This window comes from Latilactobacillus parasakei, from assembly GCF_049674265.1.
GTDB classification, from domain to species: Bacteria; Bacillota; Bacilli; order Lactobacillales; family Lactobacillaceae; genus Latilactobacillus; species Latilactobacillus sakei.
Genome location: NZ_CP186861.1, coordinates 933454 through 957175 on the forward strand (window position 1 = coordinate 933454; position 23722 = coordinate 957175).

The 23722-nt window shown below is 42.0% G+C and carries 18 protein-coding genes, 5 tRNA genes, 3 rRNA genes and 1 riboswitch; of the genes, 5 read left to right on the forward strand and 21 right to left on the reverse strand.

Annotation, left to right across the window (positions count from 1 at the left end; translation table 11 throughout):
- Positions 1–64 precede the first annotated feature (64 nt).
- The 3 genes from ACPBEH_RS04755 to ACPBEH_RS04765 form a co-directional block, all read right to left on the reverse strand.
- Positions 65–472, reverse strand: coding sequence for a DUF1149 family protein (locus ACPBEH_RS04755; RefSeq protein WP_056948858.1), 408 nt, complete (start codon positions 470–472; stop codon positions 65–67).
- An 11-nt stretch (positions 473–483) separates the two neighbouring features.
- Complete coding sequence (trmL, locus tag ACPBEH_RS04760) at positions 484–993, reverse strand: tRNA (uridine(34)/cytosine(34)/5-carboxymethylaminomethyluridine(34)-2'-O)-methyltransferase TrmL (RefSeq protein ID WP_011374188.1); 510 nt, start codon at positions 991–993, stop codon at positions 484–486.
- A 252-nt stretch (positions 994–1245) separates the two neighbouring features.
- Positions 1246–2082 carry a methyltransferase domain-containing protein gene (locus ACPBEH_RS04765; RefSeq protein WP_424349901.1) on the reverse strand — a complete coding sequence of 279 codons (837 nt, stop codon included), beginning with the start codon at positions 2080–2082 and terminating at the stop codon, positions 1246–1248.
- An 88-nt stretch (positions 2083–2170) separates the two neighbouring features.
- On the opposite strand from ACPBEH_RS04765, the gene ACPBEH_RS04770 reads away from it, so the two are divergent.
- The 3 genes from ACPBEH_RS04770 to ACPBEH_RS04780 all read left to right on the forward strand — a co-directional run bounded on the left by ACPBEH_RS04770 (position 2171) and on the right by ACPBEH_RS04780 (position 4849).
- A complete protein-coding gene (locus ACPBEH_RS04770) occupies positions 2171–3124 on the forward strand; it encodes a magnesium transporter CorA family protein (RefSeq protein WP_424349902.1) in 954 nt (317 codons plus the stop codon).
- Between the two features lie 146 nt (positions 3125–3270).
- Positions 3271–4248, forward strand: a complete 978-nt coding sequence (locus tag ACPBEH_RS04775) for a GMP reductase (protein ID WP_424349903.1) — start codon at positions 3271–3273, stop codon at positions 4246–4248.
- A 163-nt stretch (positions 4249–4411) separates the two neighbouring features.
- Complete coding sequence (locus ACPBEH_RS04780) at positions 4412–4849, forward strand: GNAT family N-acetyltransferase (protein ID WP_011374184.1); 438 nt, start codon at positions 4412–4414, stop codon at positions 4847–4849.
- 132 nt (positions 4850–4981) lie between these two features.
- Here the strand turns inward: ACPBEH_RS04780 and ACPBEH_RS04785 are convergent, their stop codons facing one another.
- Both ACPBEH_RS04785 and ACPBEH_RS04790 read right to left on the reverse strand, forming a co-directional pair.
- Positions 4982–6121: an AI-2E family transporter gene (locus tag ACPBEH_RS04785; RefSeq protein WP_424349904.1), complete on the reverse strand. Its 1140-nt coding sequence runs from the start codon at positions 6119–6121 to the stop codon at positions 4982–4984.
- Positions 6122–6136: 15 nt separating this feature from the next.
- Positions 6137–6526: a PTS glucitol/sorbitol transporter subunit IIA gene (locus ACPBEH_RS04790; protein WP_424349905.1), complete on the reverse strand. Its 390-nt coding sequence runs from the start codon at positions 6524–6526 to the stop codon at positions 6137–6139.
- A gap of 148 nt (positions 6527–6674) precedes the next feature.
- Here ACPBEH_RS04790 and ACPBEH_RS04795 point away from each other — a divergent pair, with 148 nt between their 5' ends.
- A complete protein-coding gene (locus tag ACPBEH_RS04795) occupies positions 6675–7700 on the forward strand; it encodes a lactonase family protein (protein WP_424349906.1) in 1026 nt (341 codons plus the stop codon).
- A gap of 36 nt (positions 7701–7736) precedes the next feature.
- On the opposite strand, the gene ACPBEH_RS04800 is transcribed toward ACPBEH_RS04795, so the two are convergent.
- Positions 7737–9194 carry an MDR family MFS transporter gene (locus ACPBEH_RS04800; RefSeq protein ID WP_424349907.1) on the reverse strand — a complete coding sequence of 486 codons (1458 nt, stop codon included), beginning with the start codon at positions 9192–9194 and terminating at the stop codon, positions 7737–7739.
- 94 nt (positions 9195–9288) lie between these two features.
- Positions 9289–10488 carry a methionine adenosyltransferase gene (metK, locus tag ACPBEH_RS04805; protein ID WP_035146430.1) on the reverse strand — a complete coding sequence of 400 codons (1200 nt, stop codon included), beginning with the start codon at positions 10486–10488 and terminating at the stop codon, positions 9289–9291.
- A riboswitch (SMK box riboswitch) is annotated at positions 10486–10571 on the reverse strand. (Overlaps the previous gene by 3 nt.)
- Before the next feature lie 64 nt (positions 10572–10635).
- On the opposite strand from metK, the gene ACPBEH_RS04810 reads away from it, so the two are divergent.
- On the forward strand, positions 10636–11379 hold the full coding sequence (locus tag ACPBEH_RS04810; protein WP_424349908.1) for a hypothetical protein: 744 nt from the start codon (positions 10636–10638) through the stop codon (positions 11377–11379).
- Between the two features lie 114 nt (positions 11380–11493).
- Here the strand turns inward: ACPBEH_RS04810 and ACPBEH_RS04815 are convergent.
- The 14 genes from ACPBEH_RS04815 to ACPBEH_RS04880 form a co-directional block, all read right to left on the reverse strand.
- A tRNA-Asp gene (locus ACPBEH_RS04815) sits at positions 11494–11567 on the reverse strand.
- A 12-nt stretch (positions 11568–11579) separates the two neighbouring features.
- A tRNA-Val gene (locus ACPBEH_RS04820) sits at positions 11580–11652 on the reverse strand.
- A gap of 5 nt (positions 11653–11657) precedes the next feature.
- Positions 11658–11729, reverse strand: a tRNA-Glu gene (locus ACPBEH_RS04825).
- Positions 11730–11746: 17 nt separating this feature from the next.
- Positions 11747–11836: transfer RNA gene (locus ACPBEH_RS04830), tRNA-Ser, on the reverse strand.
- A gap of 11 nt (positions 11837–11847) precedes the next feature.
- Positions 11848–11920 (reverse strand) — tRNA-Asn (locus tag ACPBEH_RS04835).
- A gap of 5 nt (positions 11921–11925) precedes the next feature.
- A 5S ribosomal RNA gene (rrf, locus tag ACPBEH_RS04840) occupies positions 11926–12042 on the reverse strand.
- A gap of 91 nt (positions 12043–12133) precedes the next feature.
- Positions 12134–15052, reverse strand: a 23S ribosomal RNA gene (locus ACPBEH_RS04845).
- 226 nt (positions 15053–15278) lie between these two features.
- A 16S ribosomal RNA gene (locus tag ACPBEH_RS04850) occupies positions 15279–16852 on the reverse strand.
- Together the 16S, 23S and 5S rRNA genes with 5 tRNA genes alongside form the textbook arrangement of a ribosomal RNA operon.
- 362 nt (positions 16853–17214) lie before the next feature.
- Positions 17215–17649, reverse strand: coding sequence for a Fur family transcriptional regulator (locus ACPBEH_RS04855; protein ID WP_424349909.1), 435 nt, complete (start codon positions 17647–17649; stop codon positions 17215–17217).
- A 147-nt stretch (positions 17650–17796) separates the two neighbouring features.
- Positions 17797–19854 carry an LTA synthase family protein gene (locus ACPBEH_RS04860; protein ID WP_424349910.1) on the reverse strand — a complete coding sequence of 686 codons (2058 nt, stop codon included), beginning with the start codon at positions 19852–19854 and terminating at the stop codon, positions 17797–17799.
- A gap of 220 nt (positions 19855–20074) precedes the next feature.
- Positions 20075–20308, reverse strand: coding sequence for a YkuJ family protein (locus ACPBEH_RS04865; protein WP_011374173.1), 234 nt, complete (start codon positions 20306–20308; stop codon positions 20075–20077).
- Between the two features lie 71 nt (positions 20309–20379).
- A complete protein-coding gene (locus ACPBEH_RS04870) occupies positions 20380–21264 on the reverse strand; it encodes an NAD(P)-dependent oxidoreductase (protein ID WP_424349911.1) in 885 nt (294 codons plus the stop codon).
- A 12-nt stretch (positions 21265–21276) separates the two neighbouring features.
- Positions 21277–22293 (reverse strand): lysylphosphatidylglycerol synthase transmembrane domain-containing protein, encoded by a 1017-nt coding sequence (locus tag ACPBEH_RS04875; protein WP_424349912.1) that lies wholly within the window; start codon positions 22291–22293, stop codon positions 21277–21279.
- 77 nt (positions 22294–22370) lie between these two features.
- Positions 22371–23573, reverse strand: coding sequence for a glycosyltransferase family 4 protein (locus ACPBEH_RS04880; RefSeq protein WP_424349913.1), 1203 nt, complete (start codon positions 23571–23573; stop codon positions 22371–22373).
- Between the last annotated feature and the right edge of the window lie 149 nt (positions 23574–23722).

Sequence of the window (23722 nt, forward strand, 5' to 3'; positions counted from 1 at the left end):
TTATTCAAACAAAAAAAGAAGCCCAGGTCAACCGAAGTTCCCCTTAGCTTCTCTTATTTAATCATTATGCTTCTTCTGGTGTTTCATGTGCTGTAAATTGAAGTTGAATCCCTTCGTTCAAAGCAACAGCGGTCACTTGATACGTCAAGGTTTCAATGTATTCGATTAATGGTCGTGATAATTTCATCATTTCCTTTTGTTCAATTTCATCTGGTGTGCCAAAGAAATCTAGCAACTGAACAACCCGTGAAATTTGACCAGAAACGGCAAAGCCACTTCCTTGCGGAATAACTTGGAATGGTGTAACGATTTGATAGATGTTACCGGCTTTTAAATCAGCTTCTTGTAAATATTCATCGTCAGCATCAATTTTCACTAAGCTCACTTGGATATTTTGTTGTGGTTCGGCGTCCGGTGACACACGGTCAAAATGAAAAGCATCAACGCTAATGGGATCTTTTTTAGTTTGCATTAGAAACACTCCTATTTTAATTTATCGTGATCGTACAAATGACTCTTTTCTAACCCTGGAAAATCTTGTTGCCGTAATGCTTCAAAAATGACCAATGCTGCACAGTTGGATAAATTCAAAGCCCGAATGTGATCTGACATTGGAATGCGGAGACACTGATCTTCATTTTCACGCATAAACGTTTCTGGGAGGCCAGTTGTTTCTTTACCAAACATAAAGTAATGATCGACGCTTGTATCCGTCACATCTTGATCAGAATAAGCTTGCTTGGCAAACTTCGTGATCAAATAAAGATGCTTACGATCCGGAACCGTTTCTAAAAAGGCATCCAAGTTCTTATGGTAATTAATCTTCACTTGGTCCCAATAATCTAGACCAGCCCGTTTTAAATGTTTGTCGTCAGTTTCAAAGCCCAATGGTTCGATTAAATCTAAAACAGTATCCGTCCCGGCACATGTCCGGGCAATGTTACCAGTATTAGCTGGAATAAGTGGTTCGTATAAAACAATATGATTAGTCACAATCTAACTTCCTTCAATAAAGATTCAGTAGCTTAATTATACACGATTTAATGGTAAAGCTCTACTGGTGCTTTCCATATAAAAAAACGTAGTCCCTCGGTTATTCACGGCGAGAAACTACGTTAGTGTCATTTCATCACTAGCTTTTATCAAAAAGAATTCTGATAAAAGTTAGGGAAAAAATTCCTTGTGGTTATTATAACGCCCTTATTTCTGACTTGCAATCAGATTTCTTAAAATTACTTTAATTTCTCATTGTTTTCCCACCAAAACCGTGACATCCAATGATATCTCTGGTAAAGCTGCCAACGTAATCGCTTGTAGTTGTTCCTCCGTTGCCGTCCAGGTTAAAGGTGTCATCTCGACTAAATCCGCTAATGTTTCGGGTGTTAAGGTCATCTTTTGTTGAACCTGAATTTCTTGGTAACCGGGAAAATGTTGTTCGAATAAGTCCAATACTGGACCATGATCGTAGCTTTCCTTTTCCTGACCCTGATATAATAATTCTCGTAGCTCGTGCAAATAACCGGCATTAGGAATGACTTTAATGAGTTGGCCGTCCGGTTTGAGCACCCGCTTAAATTCTTGGTATTGCGATGGCGAAAAGATGTTCAAGACTGTGTCCAAACTCTGATCAGCAAACGGCATTCGCGCTAAATCAGCGACACAAAACCAACCTTCCTGATTGTAATCACTAGCCAGTTGAATCGCCGGTTTAGAAATATCAAAGCCGATATATTGGGCAGGCACCTGTTGAGCAAGTTGGTAAACAGGTGTGCCCTCCCCGCAACCAACATCGAGAATCCGACTGTTGGCCGTGAGTTGCTTGGCAATTTCATCTAAGAAGGGTTTAAAGAAGCCGGCTTGTAAAAAGGCCCGGCGATGGCTTAACATTTCTTTTGTATATTCAGACTTCATTTGTTTGGGCAAGAAGTATAATGTGCCGTTTTTAGCTAGGTCAAAACTATGACCCGCTTCACAAACCAATTGGTGATCACTAATAGTGGCAAACGCCCCTTGGCAAATTGGGCACTGCAAGGCGCTTAAGTTGGCTTGTAGGAATTGTTGCGCTAAATCAATTTTTTTCAATTCAAATTCTCCTTATTTCAATCCTTTACATTCTAAAAATATCAAGTAAACTTAGTCATATCAAGTTACCGACGAAGGAAGTGAACCCATGCTCGATACTTATCGCTTCGATGAAGCTAAAAAGAAGTTAACCAAGCATGCTAAAATCCAACCCAATAGTTGGATTAACATTACCGATCCCACGCAAGAAGAAATTGATTTACTGACTAAAAAACTGCACGTTCCTTCCGATTTCATCTATTATAGTTTAGATGCCGACGAAAGTGCGCGTGCCGAACACGATCCAGATTATAACGCGACATTAATCATTTTTAACATGCCGATTCTTGAAAAAGATGATCAGCAAGCTGACAAATTCCGCTACAAAACGAGTCCCCTAGGGATTATTGTAACAGATTCTGTCATCTTAACCATCAATAAAACGCCAGTTGATTTCTTACAGAGCTTTATTGATAACCAAATCAAAAATTTTAATCCACAGGAACAACGGCGCAGTGTCCTCCAAATTCTCTACCGAATTTCGACCATTTATCTACAATATCTGCGGGATATCAATCGTTCCCGCGAACGTATTGAAACCCGTTTACAAAAATCACTACGTAATGAAGAACTCTATGATTTAATGGGGATTCAACGCGGATTAGTTTATTTCATGATGTCGTTAAAAACTGATAAAATGGTACTAGCTAATCTGATGCGCTCTAACATGTTAATGCTTAATGAATCTGAGATTGACCTCTTAGATGACATTCAGATCGAAAATCAACAAGCGATTGAAATGGCCGAGATTTCCAATACAATCATCAACGAAACGGCTGATACGTATTCATCAATTATTAATAATAACATGAATAACGTCATGAAGTTTCTAGCAGCTTATTCAATCATGCTGACCATCCCCGGCTTAGTCTTTAGCTTCTACGGGATGAACGTTGCCTTACCTTTAGCCAATTTTAAAATTAGTTGGATCGTCACCATTGCGATTTCCTTAACCATTGCTGGGCTCTTAGGATTTCGCTTCTGGCGGAAACGTTATTTCTAAATTATTTTCAAAACACCGAGCAAACCATTATCTGGATTGTTCGGTGTTTTTTGATTGACTTTCCAATATAAACTCGTTAGAATACGTTATGTACGAATTAATCGTCGCACATAAAAATAAATGTTCGTATTTAAGGAGAATTATTCATGGACGTATTTGATTACGAAGATGTTCAACTTATTCCCAATAAATGTATCGTCAAGAGTCGGAGTGAAATTGATACCACTGTTCGCTTTGGTTCAGAGACTTTTAAAATTCCCGTGGTCCCTGCTAATATGCAAACCATTATTGATGAACCGCTGGCCATTTGGCTTGCCGAAAATCACTACTTTTATGTTATGCATCGTTTCCAACCTGAAAAACGCCCTGCATTCATCAAGATGATGCACGAACGTAACCTATTCGCTTCAATTAGTGTTGGTGTTAAGGACGATGAATTTGACTTCATCAATCAACTCGCACAAGATAACCTCATCCCAGAATACATTACAATCGATATCGCTCACGGTCATTCACAAGTCGTGATTGATATGATTCAGCACATCAAAAAAGTTTTACCTAAAAGTTTCGTAATCGCCGGCAACGTCGGCACTCCTGAAGCGGTTCGGGACTTAGAACGCGCCGGCGCTGATGCAACCAAAGTCGGCATTGGTCCTGGTAAAGTCTGCATCACTAAAATCAAAACTGGTTTTGGAACTGGCGGTTGGCAACTTGGTGCCCTTCGCTGGTGCGCCAAGGCAGCAACCAAACCGATCATTGCAGATGGTGGTATCCGTACTAACGGTGATATCGCTAAATCAATTCGGTTTGGCGCCAACATGGTCATGATTGGCTCCCTCTTTGCCGGTCATACTGAATCCCCTGGTGAACTCGTCGAAGAAGATGGCCAACAATTTAAGGAATATTTTGGTTCAGCTTCTGAATTCCAAAAAGGCACCCACCAAAATGTTGAGGGTAAACGGATTTTAGTCCCTTATAAAGGGCCAATTAGTGACACCCTTACCGAAATGCGTCAAGATCTGCAATCTTCAATTTCTTATGCTGGTGGCAAGCGCTTATCAGCACTACGAAAAGTGGATTATGTTCTTGTCCGTCATTCTATATTTAATGGCGATATGTTGTAGACCAATTATCAAAAGGATGGATCACTCTTTTTCGGGGTGATTCTTTTTTAGTTAGGTACCTAAAAACTTTACCCTTATCTATTGAATCAGCCCCTAAACAACTGTATAATGACCTTTGTCGCTTTCACAGCGTCGACATTGAGCAGAAAAGGGTGTGAAACAAATGGATATTAAACATACACTTGGTGATAACAGTGTTATCTTTCGTGATGCAACTTACATTAGAAGAACGGTGTTTGTTCGAGAACAAAATATGCCGGAAACACAAGAAATAGATGCACATGAAGATCATACTGTCCACTACGTCGGTTACATTGAGCAAGACCCAGCTGTAACCGCACGTGTCCATGTACTAAAAGATGGCGGTTTCAGAATTCAACGTGTCGCCACAATTAAGTCATTTAGAGGTCAGGGCCTTGGTTTTAAATTAATTGAGGCAATTATCGAAGATGCCAAGCGTACAAAAACGCCCTACATCATCTTATTTGCACAAGATCATGCCATTGGTTTCTATGAGAAACTTGGCTTTGAAGTGATTAGCGAAGGTGAAATGGAAGCAAACATCCCGCATCACTATATGAAACTAACAATCAATCATTAAAAAGAGAGTGCGTTTGAAACGAGTTGGCGAGTGACACTAAGCGTAAAAGCCAGTTTCAAAAAACACGTTTAAAAAAGGCGTGGACAAAAATTAATTTGTCCACACCTTTTTAATTACCATTAGCATACTTCTTTATTCGTATAATCCTGATACCTTTTTAAACCATTCAAATAAGTGTGTCACCAGGATTTTAATAATCGCGTAAACTGGAATACCGACAATGACGCCAACCAATCCGAACAACTTACCGGAGGCCAATAAGACGATAATCGTCGTGACCGGATACATCGACATCTTGCTACCAAGGACCAATGGCGAGACCACTCGCCCTTCTAAAGTTTGCTCAACGGCAAAGACCAACAAGACTTTGATTAGTAGAATTGGTGAAATAAAAGCCGCAATAACGACCGATGGCACCAACGCCAAGAATGATCCCAAGTATGGAATCAAGTTTAATAATCCCGCTAAAATACCTAACGTCAATCCGTATTTCATTCCAACAATCCAATAACCAATCGTAAACATCACTGCTACCCAGAAGGCAACCGTTAACTGGCCCCGAATATATTGACTCACTTGCCCGTTAATTTCTTCCAAGACCTGACTGGTGGTTTCCCGGATTCTAACGGGGAAAAATTTAACAAGGTAGCCTTTTAAACGATGACCGTCTTTTAACATGAAAAAGAGAATAAATGGCATCGTCACAATTGCGATTACAATGTTTGTCACGACCCCGACGGCTGTCCCGATATGAGTCACAGTCGATGTTAACATCTTATTCACTTTGCCAGAGACGTTACTTAACATATCCGTATTAATAGCGTCTAATTGTTTTTGCAACGACTTAAAACTAGGATCATTAAACCAACTCATCGTCTGCTTTTGAATATTCGCCCAATACGATGGCCATTGCTTAATTAAACTCGTCGTTTGTGATTGGATAATCGGAATAATCGTTGCCACTCCCCAAGCCAATAACGCCACAATTACGATAAAAATTAAGGTAATCGATAAAACCCGGTTAAGATGCCAACGATGCTCTAACCAATCGATTAGCGGATTAATCAGATAATAAAGAACCGCCGCGATAATAATCGGTAAGCCAACAATCAACATCAATTGCTGAATCGGCTCCAATAACCATGCTAATTTAGTTGCCAATAAAATAATCAGTAGCACTAGAAAAACATTTAATAGAATTACTGGTAATTTTTTATTTAAAAACCACTTAAAAAACCAAGATTGTTCCTTCGTTTGTTTACGATCAGCCACGTGCCCACCTATTTCCTACATAGTTTCTTGATACTGGATTAGCGTCCCCACTTTAAAATCGGGTTTGCCTTGCAAACTAGCATCTTTAGGTGTTAAGTAAAGGCCACTTTGTAGTTGATCTTCTTCTGGTGCTGAATCAAAGATCAACGCAACATGCCCAATATTATTGAGATTTTCATTAACAAGTGCCCCAACATAAGTGACTTGATAGTGTTGTCCATCAATCACAACCACCGACTGGGTTGTCATCGTAAGTCGTTCAGATTGATTAGCCGTCGTAAAACGTTGAATGAGGGCGACTGCCTTAATCGCTGGTGTTGCTTGTTCGTTGAATAAAATAACCAGTGGTTCGGCGGCATCAATTGCTTGGGCCCCGATTGCCACGATCTCTGCTTGCATTATCATCACTGAATCTCCTCGTATTTAAGATACTCCCATTGTAGCATATTCTACTTAAACTTAACGTTTTCAAACGTCTTTTGGGTGATTAATTAAACCGTTTTCGCATGAATATGCTATACTCAAATAGTATTTGATGAAGGGAGTCTATTTTATGACTGAAGAAGTTTTAATTGGGGGTTATACCCGTCGAATTGGTAAGGGCATTTATCGTGGTACGCTCTCACCTGAAACCGCAACAATCACTGATATTAAACCTTATATCACTTTAGATAACGCCTCATATTTGGCTATTTCCAAACAACAAATTTTATATACCGTGGTTAAAGAAGGCGATCAAGGTGGCATTGCTGCTTATGATATTTCTGGCACAACACCGGTTTATTTAAACGCCGTCTTAGCTGCCGGTGCACCACCAGCATACGTGGCTGTCGATGAGGCGCGCCAATTGGTCTACGCTGCTAATTACCATAAAGGCGAAATTCTTGTTTATACCATTCAAAATGATGGCCATCTCGTATTAGCCAACACAGTCCAACACACTGGTCATGGCCCTCGTCCAGAACAAGCAAGCGCCCACGTTCATTATACCGACCTCACACCAGATAATCGGTTAGCTGTCTGTGATTTGGGCACCGATGAACTAACAACTTATACAATTGCTGACAATGGCGACTTAACTAAAACAGCAACTTACCATAGTGAACCTGGTTTTGGAACTCGACACCTCGTTTTTCATCCTAATCACCAAGTTGCTTATCTTTTAGGCGAACTTTCAAGTGAAATCACTGTTCTCAACTATGATGCCAATACCGGTGAATTTACAGCCGTTGAAACTTATTCAATGTTGCCAGATGATTGGCACGAGGCTAATGGTGGTGCGGCAATCCGTATTTCACAAGACGGCCAATTCCTATACGCCTCAAATCGCGGCTATAATTCTATCGTAGTCTACCGTATTAGCGCAGATGGTCAACAACTCACAACGATTCAACAAATGTCAACGGATGGTGAATTCCCTCGTGACTTCAACCTCTCCGCTAACAATCAATTTCTCTTTGCCGTTAATCAAAATAGCGATAATGGTACGCTCTATCACCGCGACGCTCAAACTGGCTTATTAACCCCTTGTCAAAAAGGATTAGAGACCCCAGAAGGCGTTTGTGTGCTATTCAGATAACAAAAAAAGATTGGCCTGTTGGCCAATCTTTTTTTATTATTTCTGACGACGATCTGATAAATTAATCCACATTGCAACTAAAATTAAGACGATTGAAGCAAAGTAGATATAATGCAAGCCATTATATAGAATATGCCGTAAATCTGGTAATAAGTTTTGTGGTAATTTAGCAGCCGTTTCCGGATTAATTAATTCGTTAAGCATATTTTGATTCAAGCGCGAATCACCACTAATACCTTTAGCCAATTGACGGTTTAAAATAATCCCGTAGACTGACACCATTAGCGTTTGCCCCAATGTTCGGCTCAGCGTATTAAATGAAGTTGCGACCCCTACTTTATCTGAACCCGCAACACTCTGTGACGTAACGGTGGTCGTTGTAATGATCATTCCAAAGCCAATCCCTAAACAAGCGGCGACCATTAAGAAGAACCAAAATGGTGTTGTTTGTGGAACGAGTGCTAAGACAATACTGCCACCAAGTAGAATTGCTAAACTTCCCATTAAAATTCGTTGTGGTGCATGTTTCACTAATAACTGGCCTGCCCACAATGAAGCGAAGATCCACATGATTGAACTTGGTGTCACCACGAAGCCCCCCATTGAAGCCTTCAATCCCAGAATACCTTGCATCCACATTGGCATATAAACTTCAAAACCAATCAAGAAGCCACTGACTAAAGCGGCAACCGCATTTTGAACAACGAAGGTCCGGTTTTTAAATAATGATAATGAGATAATAGGATCTTGCGCCTTCTTTTCAACGCGTACGAATAAAATAAAAGCAACGACGGCAATCACGAGCGCTGGTACTAATAAGCCCCATGACAAGTGTGTTTCGCCCATTAATTGGAAGCCGTATAAGAGGCCTAAAAGTGCCATCATCAGCCAGAAGCTACCCCAGTAGTCGATTGGTTGATTGCTCGTTCGTTTTTCTTCTTGTAGGAAATACCAAATTAAGCCAATGGTAATTAACCCGATTGGAACATTGATGAAGAAAATCCAATGCCACGTTAATTTATCAACGATAAAACCACCTAAAAGGGGCGCAATAATTGAGGCAATCCCCCATGCAGAACCATTAAAACCGAGGACTTTTGCCCGTTTTTCAATCGGATAGATATCAGCAATGATGGTGAAAGATACTGGCATAATTGCACCAGCCCCTAACCCTTGTATTGCCCGGGAAATGATTAACGTTTCCATATGATTTGATAACCCACATAAAGATGAACCGATGACGAATAACACTAACCCAAAAATAAAAATTGGTTTCCGGCCAATCCGATCAGCCATCTTCCCATAGATGGGCGTCATCATCGCATTCGTTAATAAATAAATTGAGAAAACCCAATTCATCAAGCGCATACCATGTAAGTTACTAATAATCGTTGGCATTGCCGTTGAGACGATTGTCCCTTCAATTGCTGTCATAAATGTCGCGACAAACAGCGCGATTGTTACTAATAATACATTTGTTTTTCTCTTCTCCATTACACCATTCTCCTCTTAATTCTAGGCATAAAAAGAGACCTTTCTTAGCTTAAATAAGTTAAGGAAAGGCCGCCTCTTTTACTCGATTGACTTCTTAGTGATTTAGTTTAGCAATGCTTGCTTTTAAAGCATCAACTTTATCTAATCGTTCCCAAGAAAGATCAACATCTGTACGCCCAAAGTGCCCATAAGCAGCTGTCTGCTCATAAATAGGTCTTTGTAAATCTAGCATTTTAATAATCCCAGCAGGTCGTAAGTCAAAGTTCTCACGAATTGCAGTTTGAATTGCTTCTTCACTCACTGTACCAGTTTCAAAAGTATTTACTGAAACGGATACCGGTTGTGCTACACCAATTGCGTAGGCTAGTTGCACTTCACATTTACGTGCTAAACCAGCAGCAACAATGTTCTTAGCAATATAACGGGCTGCGTAACTAGCAGAACGGTCAACCTTAGTTGCGTCCTTACCAGAAAATGCACCGCCACCGTGACGGGCATAACCGCCATAAGTATCCACAATAATCTTCCGACCAGTTAAACCGGAATCCCCTTGTGGCCCACCAATGACGAAGCGACCAGTTGGATTAATGAAGTATTTTGTCTTATCATCCAAATATTCAGCAGGAATGACAGTTTTAATAACTTGTTCTAGCATGTCCTTTTGAATGGTTTCTAAAGTAACATCCTCATCGTGTTGTGTACTAATGACGACGGTATCAACACGTTTTGGTTGTTCGTTTTCATCATATTCAACAGTGACTTGTGCTTTTGCGTCTGGTCGTAGATAAGTTAACTGACCACTCTTACGTAGTTCAGCGACCTTACGCATCAAGCGATGTGATAAAGCGATTGGTAATGGCATTAATTCAGGTGTTTGATCGACAGCAAAGCCAAACATTAACCCCTGATCCCCTGCACCAATCTTATCAAGCGGATCTTCATCCTTCTCACGTGATTCAAGCGAATCATCGACACCTTGTGCAATATCTGGTGATTGTTCATCAAGTGCTACAATCACGGCACAATTGTCACCATCAAAACCGTATTGGCCATCACGATAACCAATCTTCTTGATTGTTTCTCTGACAACCTTTTGGATATCAACGTAAGCCGTCGTTGAAATTTCACCCACGACTAATACTAATCCGGTTGTAACGGTTGTCTCACACGCAACACGTGCTTGTGGATCTTGTTCTAACATCGCATCTAAGATGGCATCACTAATTTGATCCGCAATCTTATCTGGATGGCCTTCAGAAACGGATTCCGAAGTAAATAAATGTCTTTCTTGCATTTCTATGTTTCCCCCTATATATGTGTCGGTTACAAGGCCTCTTCACGGTGTGTGAATCCTATCGGGAACTTCTTATAACTCTACTACCTTAGCATAAATCACGACATATTTCAAAAGCCATTGACCTTCTTTTCAAAAAAAGTTAAGATGAAAGGCATATTATATGAAAAAGGTGTTGCTATGTTCTATCTTAGACAAAAAAAACTACCTGCTAATAATCCACCTGCTCGGTTAATCTTATTTAACTACTTAAACCTGGGCTTAATTGTGGGATTAGCGATTCACCCTTTTCCCAAGCATCTTGATTTATACTTCATGTTAACTGCGCTTTTAGGCGCATTATTAACCATTCCGCTAGTTCTTTCAACAACTAGTAAGCTAAAGCGCTCATTAGCCGCTGGCGGCCTGCTAATTGCGCTCATCATTAGCTTAATTATTGGTCGCCACTCATTGATTTGGGCCGGCACTTTACTAGCAATTACCAGTTTATTGGTGCTTGTTCCGTTTATCTTTCCGAAGCAATTCAACAATCATTGGTTGAGACTAGTTTGTCAGTTTTTATTAGCGCCTTACTTTTTCCTGGCAACTTTGATTTTCAATGGCATTCATTTCTTACCTGAAGCATTGCTCGTCAAGATTGGCCTCTTCTTAGGGTTAATTTTCCTTTTTGAACTGATCCCGACTAATAAGATGCTCACCGTTGTTGGTGACTGCCTCTGGTTAATCACCGTTCTTTTGATCATCGCGACTAAAATCATCGTAGGCTGGCAATTATTGCCTTTTATTATTGCTCAACTATTGTTGCTAGCAACGCAACTGGGTTTCATTAAAAATAATACTTATTTACATGAGCTTTATTATCTCATTTTTATTACTGGTTTATTTCTATAAGTCCTTAAAAACAGCCTAGCTTGGCTGTTTTTTTATAGCCTGATTTATCTTTTTAAACGCACAAAAAAAGCATCGGTCGTTTATAACGACTGATGCTTTTAACCGTCTTTTTGACGGTCACAACGGGACTCGAACCCGTGATCTCCTGCGTGACAGGCAGGCGTCCTAACCAGCTAGACCATGCGACCTTAAAATAAAAATGGAGGTTACAGGGCTCGAACCTGTGACCCTCTGCTTGTAAGGCAGACGCTCTCCCAACTGAGCTAAACCTCCAAAAATGACCCGTACGGGATTTGAACCCATGATACCGCCGTGAAAGGGCGGTGTCTTAACCACTTGACCAACGGGCCATACTATCATTATATAACGGAGAGTGAGGGATTCGAACCCTCGAAACAGGTCATACCCATTTACATGATTTCCAATCATGCTCCTTCGGCCGCTCGGACAACTCTCCAAAATGATTTACTCCGGTTGTCAGGCTCGAACTGACGACATCATGATTAACAGTCATGCGCTCTACCAACTGAGCTAAACCGGAATCAAGCGTGGCAACGTCCTATCCTCGCAGGTAGTTTCCCACCAACTACTATCGGCGCTAAGAAGCTTAACTACTGTGTTCGACATGGGAACAGGTGTATCCTTCTTGCTATCGCCACCACACTATTTTGTGCTTTCGCACTGAGAAGAACTTCGTTCTCTCAAAACTGCATAATAAGTAATATTTTCATTTCAAAAGCCAAACATTGCACCTTTGGTTAAGTCCTCGACCGATTAGTACTAGTCCGCTCCATACATCGCTGTACTTCCACTCCTAGCCTATCTACCTGATCATCTTTCAGGGGTCTTACTTCCATAAAGGAATGGGAAATCTCATCTCGAGGGGGGCTTCACACTTAGATGCTTTCAGCGTTTATCCCTGCCATACATAGCTACCCAGCGATGCGCCTGGCGGCACAACTGGTACACCAGAGGTATGTCCATCCCGGTCCTCTCGTACTAAGGACAGCTCCTCTCAAATTTCCTGCGCCCGCGACGGATAGGGACCGAACTGTCTCACGACGTTCTGAACCCAGCTCGCGTACCGCTTTAATGGGCGAACAGCCCAACCCTTGGGACCGACTACAGCCCCAGGATGCGATGAGCCGACATCGAGGTGCCAAACCTCCCCGTCGATGTGGACTCTTGGGGGAGATAAGCCTGTTATCCCCAGGGTAGCTTTTATCCGTTGAGCGATGGCCCTTCCATACGGAACCACCGGATCACTAAGTCCGACTTTCGTCCCTGCTCGATTTGTCAATCTCACAGTCAAGCTCTCTTATACCTTTACACTCTACGAATGATTTCCAACCATTCTGAGAGAACCTTTGAGCGCCTCCGTTACACTTTAGGAGGCGACCGCCCCAGTCAAACTGCCCACCTGACACTGTCTCCCGCCACGCTAAGTGGCGCGGGTTAGAGTGGTCATACAGTTAGGGTAGTATCCCACCAACGCCTCAATCGAAACTAGCGTTCCGATTTCTACGGCTCCTACCTATCCTGTACAAACTGTACAAACACTCAATATCAAGCTACAGTAAAGCTCCATGGGGTCTTTCCGTCCTGTCGCGGGTAACCCGCATCTTCACGGGTATTATAATTTCACCGAGTCTCTCGTTGAGACAGTGCCCAAATCATTACGCCTTTCGTGCGGGTCGGAACTTACCCGACAAGGAATTTCGCTACCTTAGGACCGTTATAGTTACGGCCGCCGTTTACTGGGGCTTCAATTCTGGGCTTCGCTTGCGCTAACTCATCCTCTTAACCTTCCAGCACCGGGCAGGCGTCAGCCCCTATACGTCATCTTACGATTTTGCAGAGACCTGTGTTTTTGATAAACAGTTGTTTGGGCCTATTCACTGCGGCTGACCTGACGGTCAGCACCCCTTCTCCCGAAGTTACGGGGTCATTTTGCCGAGTTCCTTAACGAGAGTTCACTCGCTCACCTTAGGATATTCTCCTCGACCACCTGTGTCGGTTTACGGTACGGGTAGTTTATTTCTCACTAGAAGCTTTTCTTGGCAGTGTAACATCAGGAACTTCGCTACTTAATTTCGCTCCCCATCACAACTTGTCCTTAAAGAATCAAGCATTTCACTCAACTCAAGACTTATTGCTTGGACACACATTTCCAGTCGTGTGCATTCCTTAGCTTCCTGCGTCCCTCCATCATTCAAACAAAATAAACTAGTACAGGAATATCAACCTGTTATCCATCGACTACGCCTCTCGGCCTCGCCTTAGGTCCCGACTAACCCTGGGAGGACGAGCCTTCCCCAGGAAACCTTAGTCATACGGTGGATCAGATTCTCACTGATCTTTCGCTACTCATGCCGGCATTCTCACTTCTAAGCGCTCCACTAGTCCTTACGATCTAGCTTCATCGCCCTTAGAACGCTCTCCTACCGCGGACACTTACGTGTCCACCCACAGTTTCGGTATTATGTTTAGCCCCGGTACATTTTCGGCGCAGCGGCACTCGACTAGTGAGCTATTACGCACTCTTTAAATGGTGGCTGCTTCTGAGCCAACATCCTAGTTGTCTGTGCACCGCCACATCCTTTTCCACTTAACATAAATTTTGGGACCTTAACTGGTGATCTGGGCTGTTTCCCTTTCGACTACGGATCTTATCACTCGCAGTCTGACTCCCGGAACTAAATCAATGGTATTCGGAGTTTATCTGAATTCAGTAACCCATGACGGGCCCCTAGTCCAAACAGTGCTCTACCTCCATGATCCAATATTCCGAGGCTAGCCCTAAAGCTATTTCGGAGAGAACCAGCTATCTCCAAGTTCGATTGGAATTTCACCGCTACCCACACCTCATCCCCGCCATTTTCAACTGACGTGGGTTCGGTCCTCCAGTGTGTTTTACCACACCTTCAACCTGGACATGGGTAGGTCACTTGGTTTCGGGTCTACATCTATATACTCACTCGCCCATTTCAGACTCGCTTTCGCTACGGCTCCAGCTTTTCACTTTAACCTCGCATATAAACGTAACTCGCCGGTTCATTCTACAAAAGGCACGCCATCACTCATTAACGAGCTTTGACTAATTGTAGGCACATGGTTTCAGGATCTATTTCACTCCCCTTCCGGGGTGCTTTTCACCTTTCCCTCACGGTACTGGTTCACTATCGGTCACTAGGGAGTATTTAGCCTTGGGAGATGGTCCTCCCGGATTCCGACGGAATTTCACGTGTTCCGCCGTACTCAGGATCCAGAACGGAGGTTAAGTTGTTTAATCTACGTGGTTATCACACTCTTTGACTCAGCTTCCCAGCTGATTCGATTACAACTTAACTTGGTAACTCCAAAGTTCTGTCCTACAACCCCAAGAAGCAAGCTTCTTGGTTTGGGCTCTTCCCCGTTCGCTCGCCGCTACTTAGGGAATCGATTTTTCTTTCTCTTCCTGAAGGTACTTAGATGTTTCAGTTCCCCTCGTCTACCTTCATTAAGCTATGTATTCACTTAATGATAATACTCGATTAAAAGTATTGGGTTCCCCCATTCGGAAATCTCCGGATCAAAGCTTACTTACAGCTCCCCGAAGCATATCGGTGTTAGTACCGTCCTTCATCGGCTCCTAGTGCCAAGGCATCCACCATGCGCCCTTTATAACTTAACCTATCTTTACCTACGGTAAAGGGTTATTATTTGAGTTTAGCGATATGAACTAATTCATATTTCTATTATTAAAAAACTCTTTAAAACGCAATGTTTTTCTCGGCTTTTAAAACTAATATATTACTTATTATCCAGTTTTCAAAGAACAAAGTTTGAGAGTAGACCTCTCAAAACTAAACAAAGTTTTGATTTCGCAAATGTACAAGGTTTTCCGTATTATTCCTTAGAAAGGAGGTGATCCAGCCGCAGGTTCTCCTACGGCTACCTTGTTACGACTTCACCCTAATCATCTGTCCCACCTTAGACGGCTGGCTCCCCGAAGGGTTACCTCACCGGCTTTGGGTGTTACAAACTCTCATGGTGTGACGGGCGGTGTGTACAAGGCCCGGGAACGTATTCACCGCGGCATGCTGATCCGCGATTACTAGCGATTCCGGCTTCATGTAGGCGAGTTGCAGCCTACAATCCGAACTGAGAATGGTTTTAAGAGATTAGCTAAACCTCGCGGTCTCGCAACTCGTTGTACCATCCATTGTAGCACGTGTGTAGCCCAGGTCATAAGGGGCATGATGATTTGACGTCGTCCCCACCTTCCTCCGGTTTGTCACCGGCAGTCTCACTAGAGTGCCCAACTTAATGCTGGCAACTAGTAATAAGGGTTGCGCTCGTTGCGGGACTTAACCCAACATCTCACGACACGAGCTGACGACAACCATGCACCACCTGTCACTTTGTCCCCGAAGGGAAAGCTCTATCTCTAGAGTGGTCAAAGGATGTCAAGACCTGGTAAGGTTCTTCGCGTTGCTTCGAATTAAACCACATGCTCCACCGCTTGTGCGGGCCCCCGTCAATTCCTTTGAGTTTCAACCTTGCGGTCGTACTCCCCAGGCGGAGTGCTTAATGCGTTAGCTGCGGCACTGAAGGGCGGAAACCCTCCAACACCTAGCACTCATCGTTTACGGCATGGACTACCAGGGTATCTAATCCTGTTTGCTACCCATGCTTTCGAGCCTCAGCGTCAGTTACAGACCAGACAGCCGCCTTCGCCACTGGTGTTCTTCCATATATCTACGCATTTCACCGCTACACATGGAGTTCCACTGTCCTCTTCTGCACTCAAGTTTCCCAGTTTCCGATGCACTTCTTCGGTTGAGCCGAAGGCTTTCACATCAGACTTAAGAAACCGCCTGCGCTCGCTTTACGCCCAATAAATCCGGACAACGCTTGCCACCTACGTATTACCGCGGCTGCTGGCACGTAGTTAGCCGTGGCTTTCTGGTTGGATACCGTCACTACCTGATCAGTTACTATCAGATACATTCTTCTCCAACAACAGAGTTTTACGATCCGAAAACCTTCTTCACTCACGCGGCGTTGCTCCATCAGACTTTCGTCCATTGTGGAAGATTCCCTACTGCTGCCTCCCGTAGGAGTCTGGGCCGTGTCTCAGTCCCAGTGTGGCCGATTACCCTCTCAGGTCGGCTATGCATCACGGTCTTGGTGAGCCTTTACCTCACCAACTAACTAATGCACCGCGGGTCCATCCTAAAGTGATAGCCGAAACCATCTTTCAACCCTACACCATGCGGTGTTAGGTTTTATGCGGTATTAGCATCTGTTTCCAAATGTTATCCCCCACTTTAGGGCAGGTTACCCACGTGTTACTCACCCGTCCGCCACTCACTCAAATGTTTATCAATCAGGAGCAAGCTCCTTCAATCTAAACGAGAGTGCGTTCGACTTGCATGTATTAGGCACGCCGCCAGCGTTCGTCCTGAGCCAGGATCAAACTCTCGATTAAAAGTTTGTAGCTCTTGTTTTGTTACTTAATTTATTTGCTAGCGAAATTGACTTCGCAAATATGTTGTGCCCCGAAGGGCGACCCTACACATTTGGTTTATCAAAACTTTGTTCAGTTTTCAAAGATCTACTGTGTTGAAACAACTTAATTAATATATCATCTTTCATAGTGGATTGTCAAGCACTTTTTATAAATATTTTTTGAATAAATATTCAAAGTTCTTAATATAAATCACTCGTTATCGGATGAATATCTTTTATCTCGCTGACAACATAGACTACTATACCAACATCTATAATCATCGTCAAGTAAAAAAATACAACTTTTTTACTTTTTTCTAAATATTCACTAAATTCACTTAATTAGCGATTGGCTAACTGACATTCCGGGCAGATACCATGAACTTCCATCCGGTGACCCGTCACCATAAATCCCGTTAAGTTCTGGGCAACTATTTCAACATCTTCTAGTCCTGGGTAAAAAATATCAACCACTTTTCCACAACGATCACAGATTGCGTGGTAATGTTTAGTCTGTGCAAAATCAAAATGACTCGAAGCATCCCCGTAAGTCATTTCTTCTATGACACCCAGTTCTGTAAATAACCGCAAGTTATTATAAATCGTCGCAACACTCATATTAGGAAACCGCCCTGCTAATGCTTGGTAAACATCATCAGCGGTTGGATGCATGTGCGTACCAATCATAAATTCTAACACGGCTTGTCTTTGCGGCGTAATTCGAACATTATTTGCTTTCAACTTCCGAAGTGTCTGTTCAACAATTGTTTGACTCATATCAGATAAACTCCTTTCTTAATTGATAATCATTATCATGTATATTGATTGATGTAATCGTACCTTTTTTTAACGACGCTGACAAGTAAAATGATTGAAAAAGACAGTAAAAAAGCCAACGTGATTAATCACGTTGGCTTTTTAAACTTATTTCAACTCAGGTGCATCTGTTTGATAGAGATTCATCGTCGATTTACCATTGTTCTTTTGAATAACACTCGTTTTAGTTTTATCTGCTTTCAGTTGTGCTTTAGCATCACTGACCTTATAGCTCAACTTCGTTTTATCAGTTGCTTCAAAGCCTGTTGGCGTATAGAAACGAAGTAAATCCCCGGTAATCACCTTATCAGACAATGAAAGTTCCTTTGTAACGTGTTCACTAAGCGCTAAGACTCGGAGTTTTTGCGCTTTGGTCATCTTAGTCAATTCCTTACCCGTCTTTGTATCGTAGTAAGTACTGCCGACCTTCGTGTAATCTGGTGCCACGTAATCCCCATTTCTAAAGACCACGGTTTGATTACGGTTAGCCGCTAGGAGATCGGATCCAAATTGGATTGTATCCGTATTCTTAACGCCTAAGAGGTTTAATAAGGTTGGTAAGACATCGATTTCGCCACCATATGTATGGTTAACGCCACCTTTTAAGCCTGGCATGTGGACCATAAATGGTACCCGTTGGAACTGAGCGTTATCAAAGTCGGTAAATTCATCCTTCTTCAATAACTTGGCAACGGCCTTCTTATGATTACCAGAAATACCGTAATGATCCCCGTATAAGACCAACATACTATTCTTATCCAAGCCTGCCTTTTGTAACCAGGTCATAAATTCGCCTAGTGCTTGATCTAAATACTTAGCTGTTTGAACATAGCCATCAACAGTATCATCACCAGTATCAGTTTTAGCAATCGATTGGTTCTTCTTATCCAATAAGTATGGATAGTGGTTCGTAACTGTAATTAATTTTGCATAGAATGGTTGTGGTAATTGTTCAATGTAGCGGGCTGAATCTTGCATGAAGATCTTATCCTTCAAACCGTAGCCAACATTGTAGTCCTTACCTTCTTTAAAGTACTGTGAGCTAAAGAAATAATCATAGCCCCATGACTTGTAGGTGTTATCCCGGTTCCAAAAACTTGGGACATCCCCATGGAATGAGGCGGTTGTGTAGCCTTGTTGGTTTAAAATCGCTGGTGCTGCTTGGAAAGTATTGGTTGTCCCCTGTGTAACCATTGCGGCCCCTTCAGGCAAACCAAATAATGAATTTTCAAGCATTAATTCGGCATCAGCAGTCTTCCCTTGCCCAACTTGGTTAAAGAAGTTATCAAAGCTCAATGTATTTTGATCATGATAGAGCTTATTGATATTCGGTGTGACTTCTTGACCATCCCACTTGTAGTCAATCAAGAATTGTTGGAAACTTTCCAAATGAATGACAAAGACGTTCTTACCTTTAGCAACCCCTGTGTATTCAACATTGGGTGACACGCGATTTTCCTTCAAGTATTTCAAGACGCCACTCATATTACTACTATCAGCGTTAGCCTTAATCGCGTTATTCTTAGTGGTCTTAACACCATCGTAAACCGTGTAGGCATTCATCCCTAAGTATTTAACAATATAGTTATTATCAAATGTCCGAGTTAATAATCCTGAACGATCCGCTTCGGCCATCCCCAGGTTAGCGCCGAATAATACGACCGACAAACCAGTAATCGCAAAAGCATTCCGTTTCATGAAAACACGCCGATCAATCTTAATTAGTTTAGTCGCCAATAAGATTAATAACAACAGCACGTCCGCAAAAACTAAGAAATCGGAATATTCAATAATGCCGGCAATACTCTTACCCAGATTATTAGAAACAGCACCTGAGCCCTTCATTAAGTTAAAGGTTAAAAAGTCAGAAAATTCTCGGTAATAGAGAATATTCGAGAACAACCAGACTGACGTTAATAAATCAATAATCATCAACGTTATGTATGATTTGCGGCCATTCATAAATAGCGCAATCCCAAATAACAATAAGGTTGTTGGAATGGGGTTAATCGTCATTAAGAAGGCTTGCATACCACCTTTGACACCCAAATTAAATTTCGTTTGATACGCATAAATCGTTTTAAGCCAGAATAAAGCTACCGCGAATAGGAAAAAGCCCCAGCGCGTACTCAACCCGGCTTGAATTTTATGACCAATCTGTTTCATCGATACAATAGCCTCCGTTAAAGGTCATTTAGCTTCGTTAAAAGCTATTGACAATCTGACAGTTAGTTTACACATGTCAGTATTAAAAATCAATATGAAACCGAATGCAGTTTCAAATATTAACCCATTTTTAAGAATCTCAATGGCCGTTAGATAAAGCGCTAACCGCCCTAAGTAGCAAAAAAACCACCAAGTAATTCGATACTCAATGGTTAATTAACTAGTCTGCTAATAAATCGTATAGTTCCATTGCGACTAAATCAATATTGTCAAATTGGAATTGTTGATGTGTGCTACTGTCTTCAAGTTCAAAGGCTTGTGCTTGTGGATCATAGCTAACAGTCGCTTTTAAATCGCCTTCCTTTTCAAAACGTCTTTCTTGAACCTCAGCGCTTTGATCTTCTTGCATTGCTACCAGACGTTTGATAATCGCAACTAACTGTGATGATTGCATGGCGAATCCTCCTTTAATAACTATCTACCAGTTTATCAGAAAAAGGCCCCGACTGCACCGTTTATATGCAATTATTTTATAGAATCTGTCCATAATTTAATCAAGGCTTGTGTCCCATCATCGCCAAGGCCCGCTTCATTCACTAATCTTGCGTATAATTTCTTAGCTTGACGTGTGGCCGGTAAATTGAGCCCCATTTTCTCAGATTCCTCTAAGGCAATCTTCAAATCCTTCAAGAAATGTTTTGCAAAAAAGCCAGGTGTATAATCGCCTGCTAGAATCCGAGGACCATAGTTTGCGAGGCTCCAATTTTGAGCGCTCCCGCCGTTGACGGTTTTTAAGACGGCTGGTAAATCTAAGCCGGCCGCCTGAGCGTAAACCAACATTTCAGTCATCCCGGTCATTGTACCGGCAATCATAATTTGATTAGCCATCTTAGTATGCTGGCCCTTACCGGCTTCACCAAACCGTTGCACAGTTTGTCCAACGGCTTCAAAAACGGGCTTAACCTGTTCATAAGCGGCTTGATTACCACCGACCATCACCGTTAGCGTCCCATTTTGAGCACCGATATCGCCACCTGAAACGGGGGCATCTAACGCTTGTAAGCCTAATTCACTAGCTGTGGCCGCAATTTTTTGTGCCAAAGTTGGCGTGCTAGTTGTCATATCGACAACAATTTTATCCGGTGTGACCGCGCTAAAAATACCATCATCACCGTAATAGATTGCTTCCACATCTTGTGGATAACCAACCATTGATAAGACAACATCACTTTGTGTCGTAACAGCTGCTGGTGTGTCCGCCCATTTTGCGCCTAAGCTGACAACTTCATCAGCCTTTTGTTTCGTTCGATTGTAAACGACAACTGAGTAGTTTGCTTTCAATAGATTTTTAACCATACTGCTCCCCATTACACCGATACCGATACCGATAAAGCCGATTGTTGGTTGCATGTTAATAACCTCCTATTTTTTAGCACTTAACTTAGGTTTGACCGCTAAAGCGCCAATCCCCATAAACATTCCTAGATAATAAGTGAAAAGTCGCCATAACAACATGGCTAACACTAGTTTACTCGAACTGAGCGTAAAGGTGGCAAATAAAGTCTTGAAACTGTATTCTGCACCCCCAGAACCACCTGGTACAGGGAACAGCGATACAATCATGACGATCATCACGTGTAAAACCATTACTTCTAAGTAATTCACATTTGGACTGCCCAACGCTAATAACACAAAATACGGCACACTATAATAGAAAAAGAGTTGGCATAGCGTTAATAAGCAGCCTTTGATGAGTTTTTTCTTTTCTTTTTTGAGATGGAGACTCTCAGCATAAAACGTATCGATTTTAGTAAGTAACACGCTCCGCCATTCAATCATTCGTTTTTTCGATACAAACCAGCTGACCGGAATTAACAACCAATGCACCAATTGCTTCGTGAATTTGTTGTAGTACATCACCAATAGTAAAACTGCCAAAACAACGACGTGAACGATTAAACCAAAGTTAATTAAAATTGCCAGCGTGCCAAAATGCTTGGAAACTTGTGAAAACCCGATAAGCATACTTAATAGAAAGTTGACCAATACCATGAACTGATAGACGATAAACTTCATTAATAAAACGGAACTCGCCTGGCCAGCTTCCACCCGTGATTGCATCAAAGCCACCAATTGCGCTGGTTGCCCACCTGAAGAAAATGGCGTAATCGCGTTAAAGAGCTGCGCAATCAATGGAATCCGCAAGGCATTAAATAATGAAAAATCCGTCGTCCGCCCTTTTAAAAAGACGCGCAGTACTAACGCTTCAAAGAACCAAGAAATTAACATACATGAAAGTGCGACCAGCAACCAGCCAACTTTTAACCGACTAATATCTGCCACTAATTGATTGAACTGTAACGTACGACTTTCATAAGCGAATATGCCACAGCCAATCGCTAACATGACTGCAAACACAATTTTATTTGTTCGACTCATAACCGACCCTTTTTCTAATGATAATTGACCAATAAAAAACTGCTGATTGCGATCAACAGTTTCTTCAATTATGTCATTTATTTTTTAGTATCCATATCTTCTAGTTCTAACAATTCATCTTGATCTAGTTTCAGTTCATCGTATAACACTTGTGATTGCTTATAAAATTGGACCATCTGTTCTGCAAAGTAATCTGCTGAGATGGCGTGTAATTTATTTTGCCGAGGTGCAGGGTCATCAAAGGCCCCAGGATGGTTCAAGTAATTCAGGATTTGATGCAACATTTCATCTTCAGTAGTAAAGGTCGTGCCAATTGACGGATCCGTCAATAATTCACTGGCATAAGGACTGGCCATCACGACAATTTTGACTTCAGCGGCCATTGCTTCAATATACGTTAGCCCTTGTGATTCGGAATCACTCGCTGAAACAAATAAATCTGCCATGTGGTAGTAATTAGAAACATCATCGTTATCAATCATACCGGTAAAAATAACGTGTTCGCTCATCCCTAATCTAGCAACTTGCGCTTCCAAGTCTTCACGCGCGGGCCCTTCCCCCACAATGACCAACATTAAATCTGGTTTCTCCGCTACCAAGCGTGGTAGGGCATCGATAATAATGTCGATTCGTTTTTCGTAAGCAACCCGACTTAATGATAATAATACGGGTTGGTCCTTCGTTAAACCTAACGACTCCCGCACATCCAGGGTTACTTGCTTTTCGTACCGGCTAATATCAACACCAGTTGGAATAATCCGAATCGGTGCTTTAACTTGGTAACGATTCAATGTCTGTGACACCCGTTCAGACGGTGCGACAATCCCCGACATGTGATATAAAAAGGCCTTACTCATCTGTTTAACGTGATACGGACGCAAGAGCTTCCCGTTTAACACGTAATGTAAATAATCCTCGTACATCGTGTGATACGTGTGTAAACACGGAATCTTCAAATTCTTAGCGACAAATTTGCCGATATAGCCCATCGAAAATTCCGTTTGGGTATGGACGATATCTAAATCTAATTCTTTAGCAACCTGATAGGCATGAAAAAGGCCCCGAACAGCAATCCGTCGGTCCGTAAATGATACAAACGGTACACTAGCAAAGCGGAAAATGTTCGGTTCAATCGTTTCTTTATCAACATGGGGATCAGTTGTTGTAAATATGTAAACAGAGTGCCCCTTTTTCTCGAGCCCCTCTTTTAATGTTTTAATGGAGGTTGCCACACCGCTGACTTGTGGAAAGTAGGTGTCTGTAAATATCCCAATATTCAATTGGTTTCCTCCTCCTTATCTTTGGACATTTGATACCATTATAGTAATTAATTAAATCATATGCAATCAATGTTCTTAATTGTAATCTATTCATACTAGCATAAAAACCGACTTAAGACCTAAAAAAGACTGAATTATCTAAAAAAGAC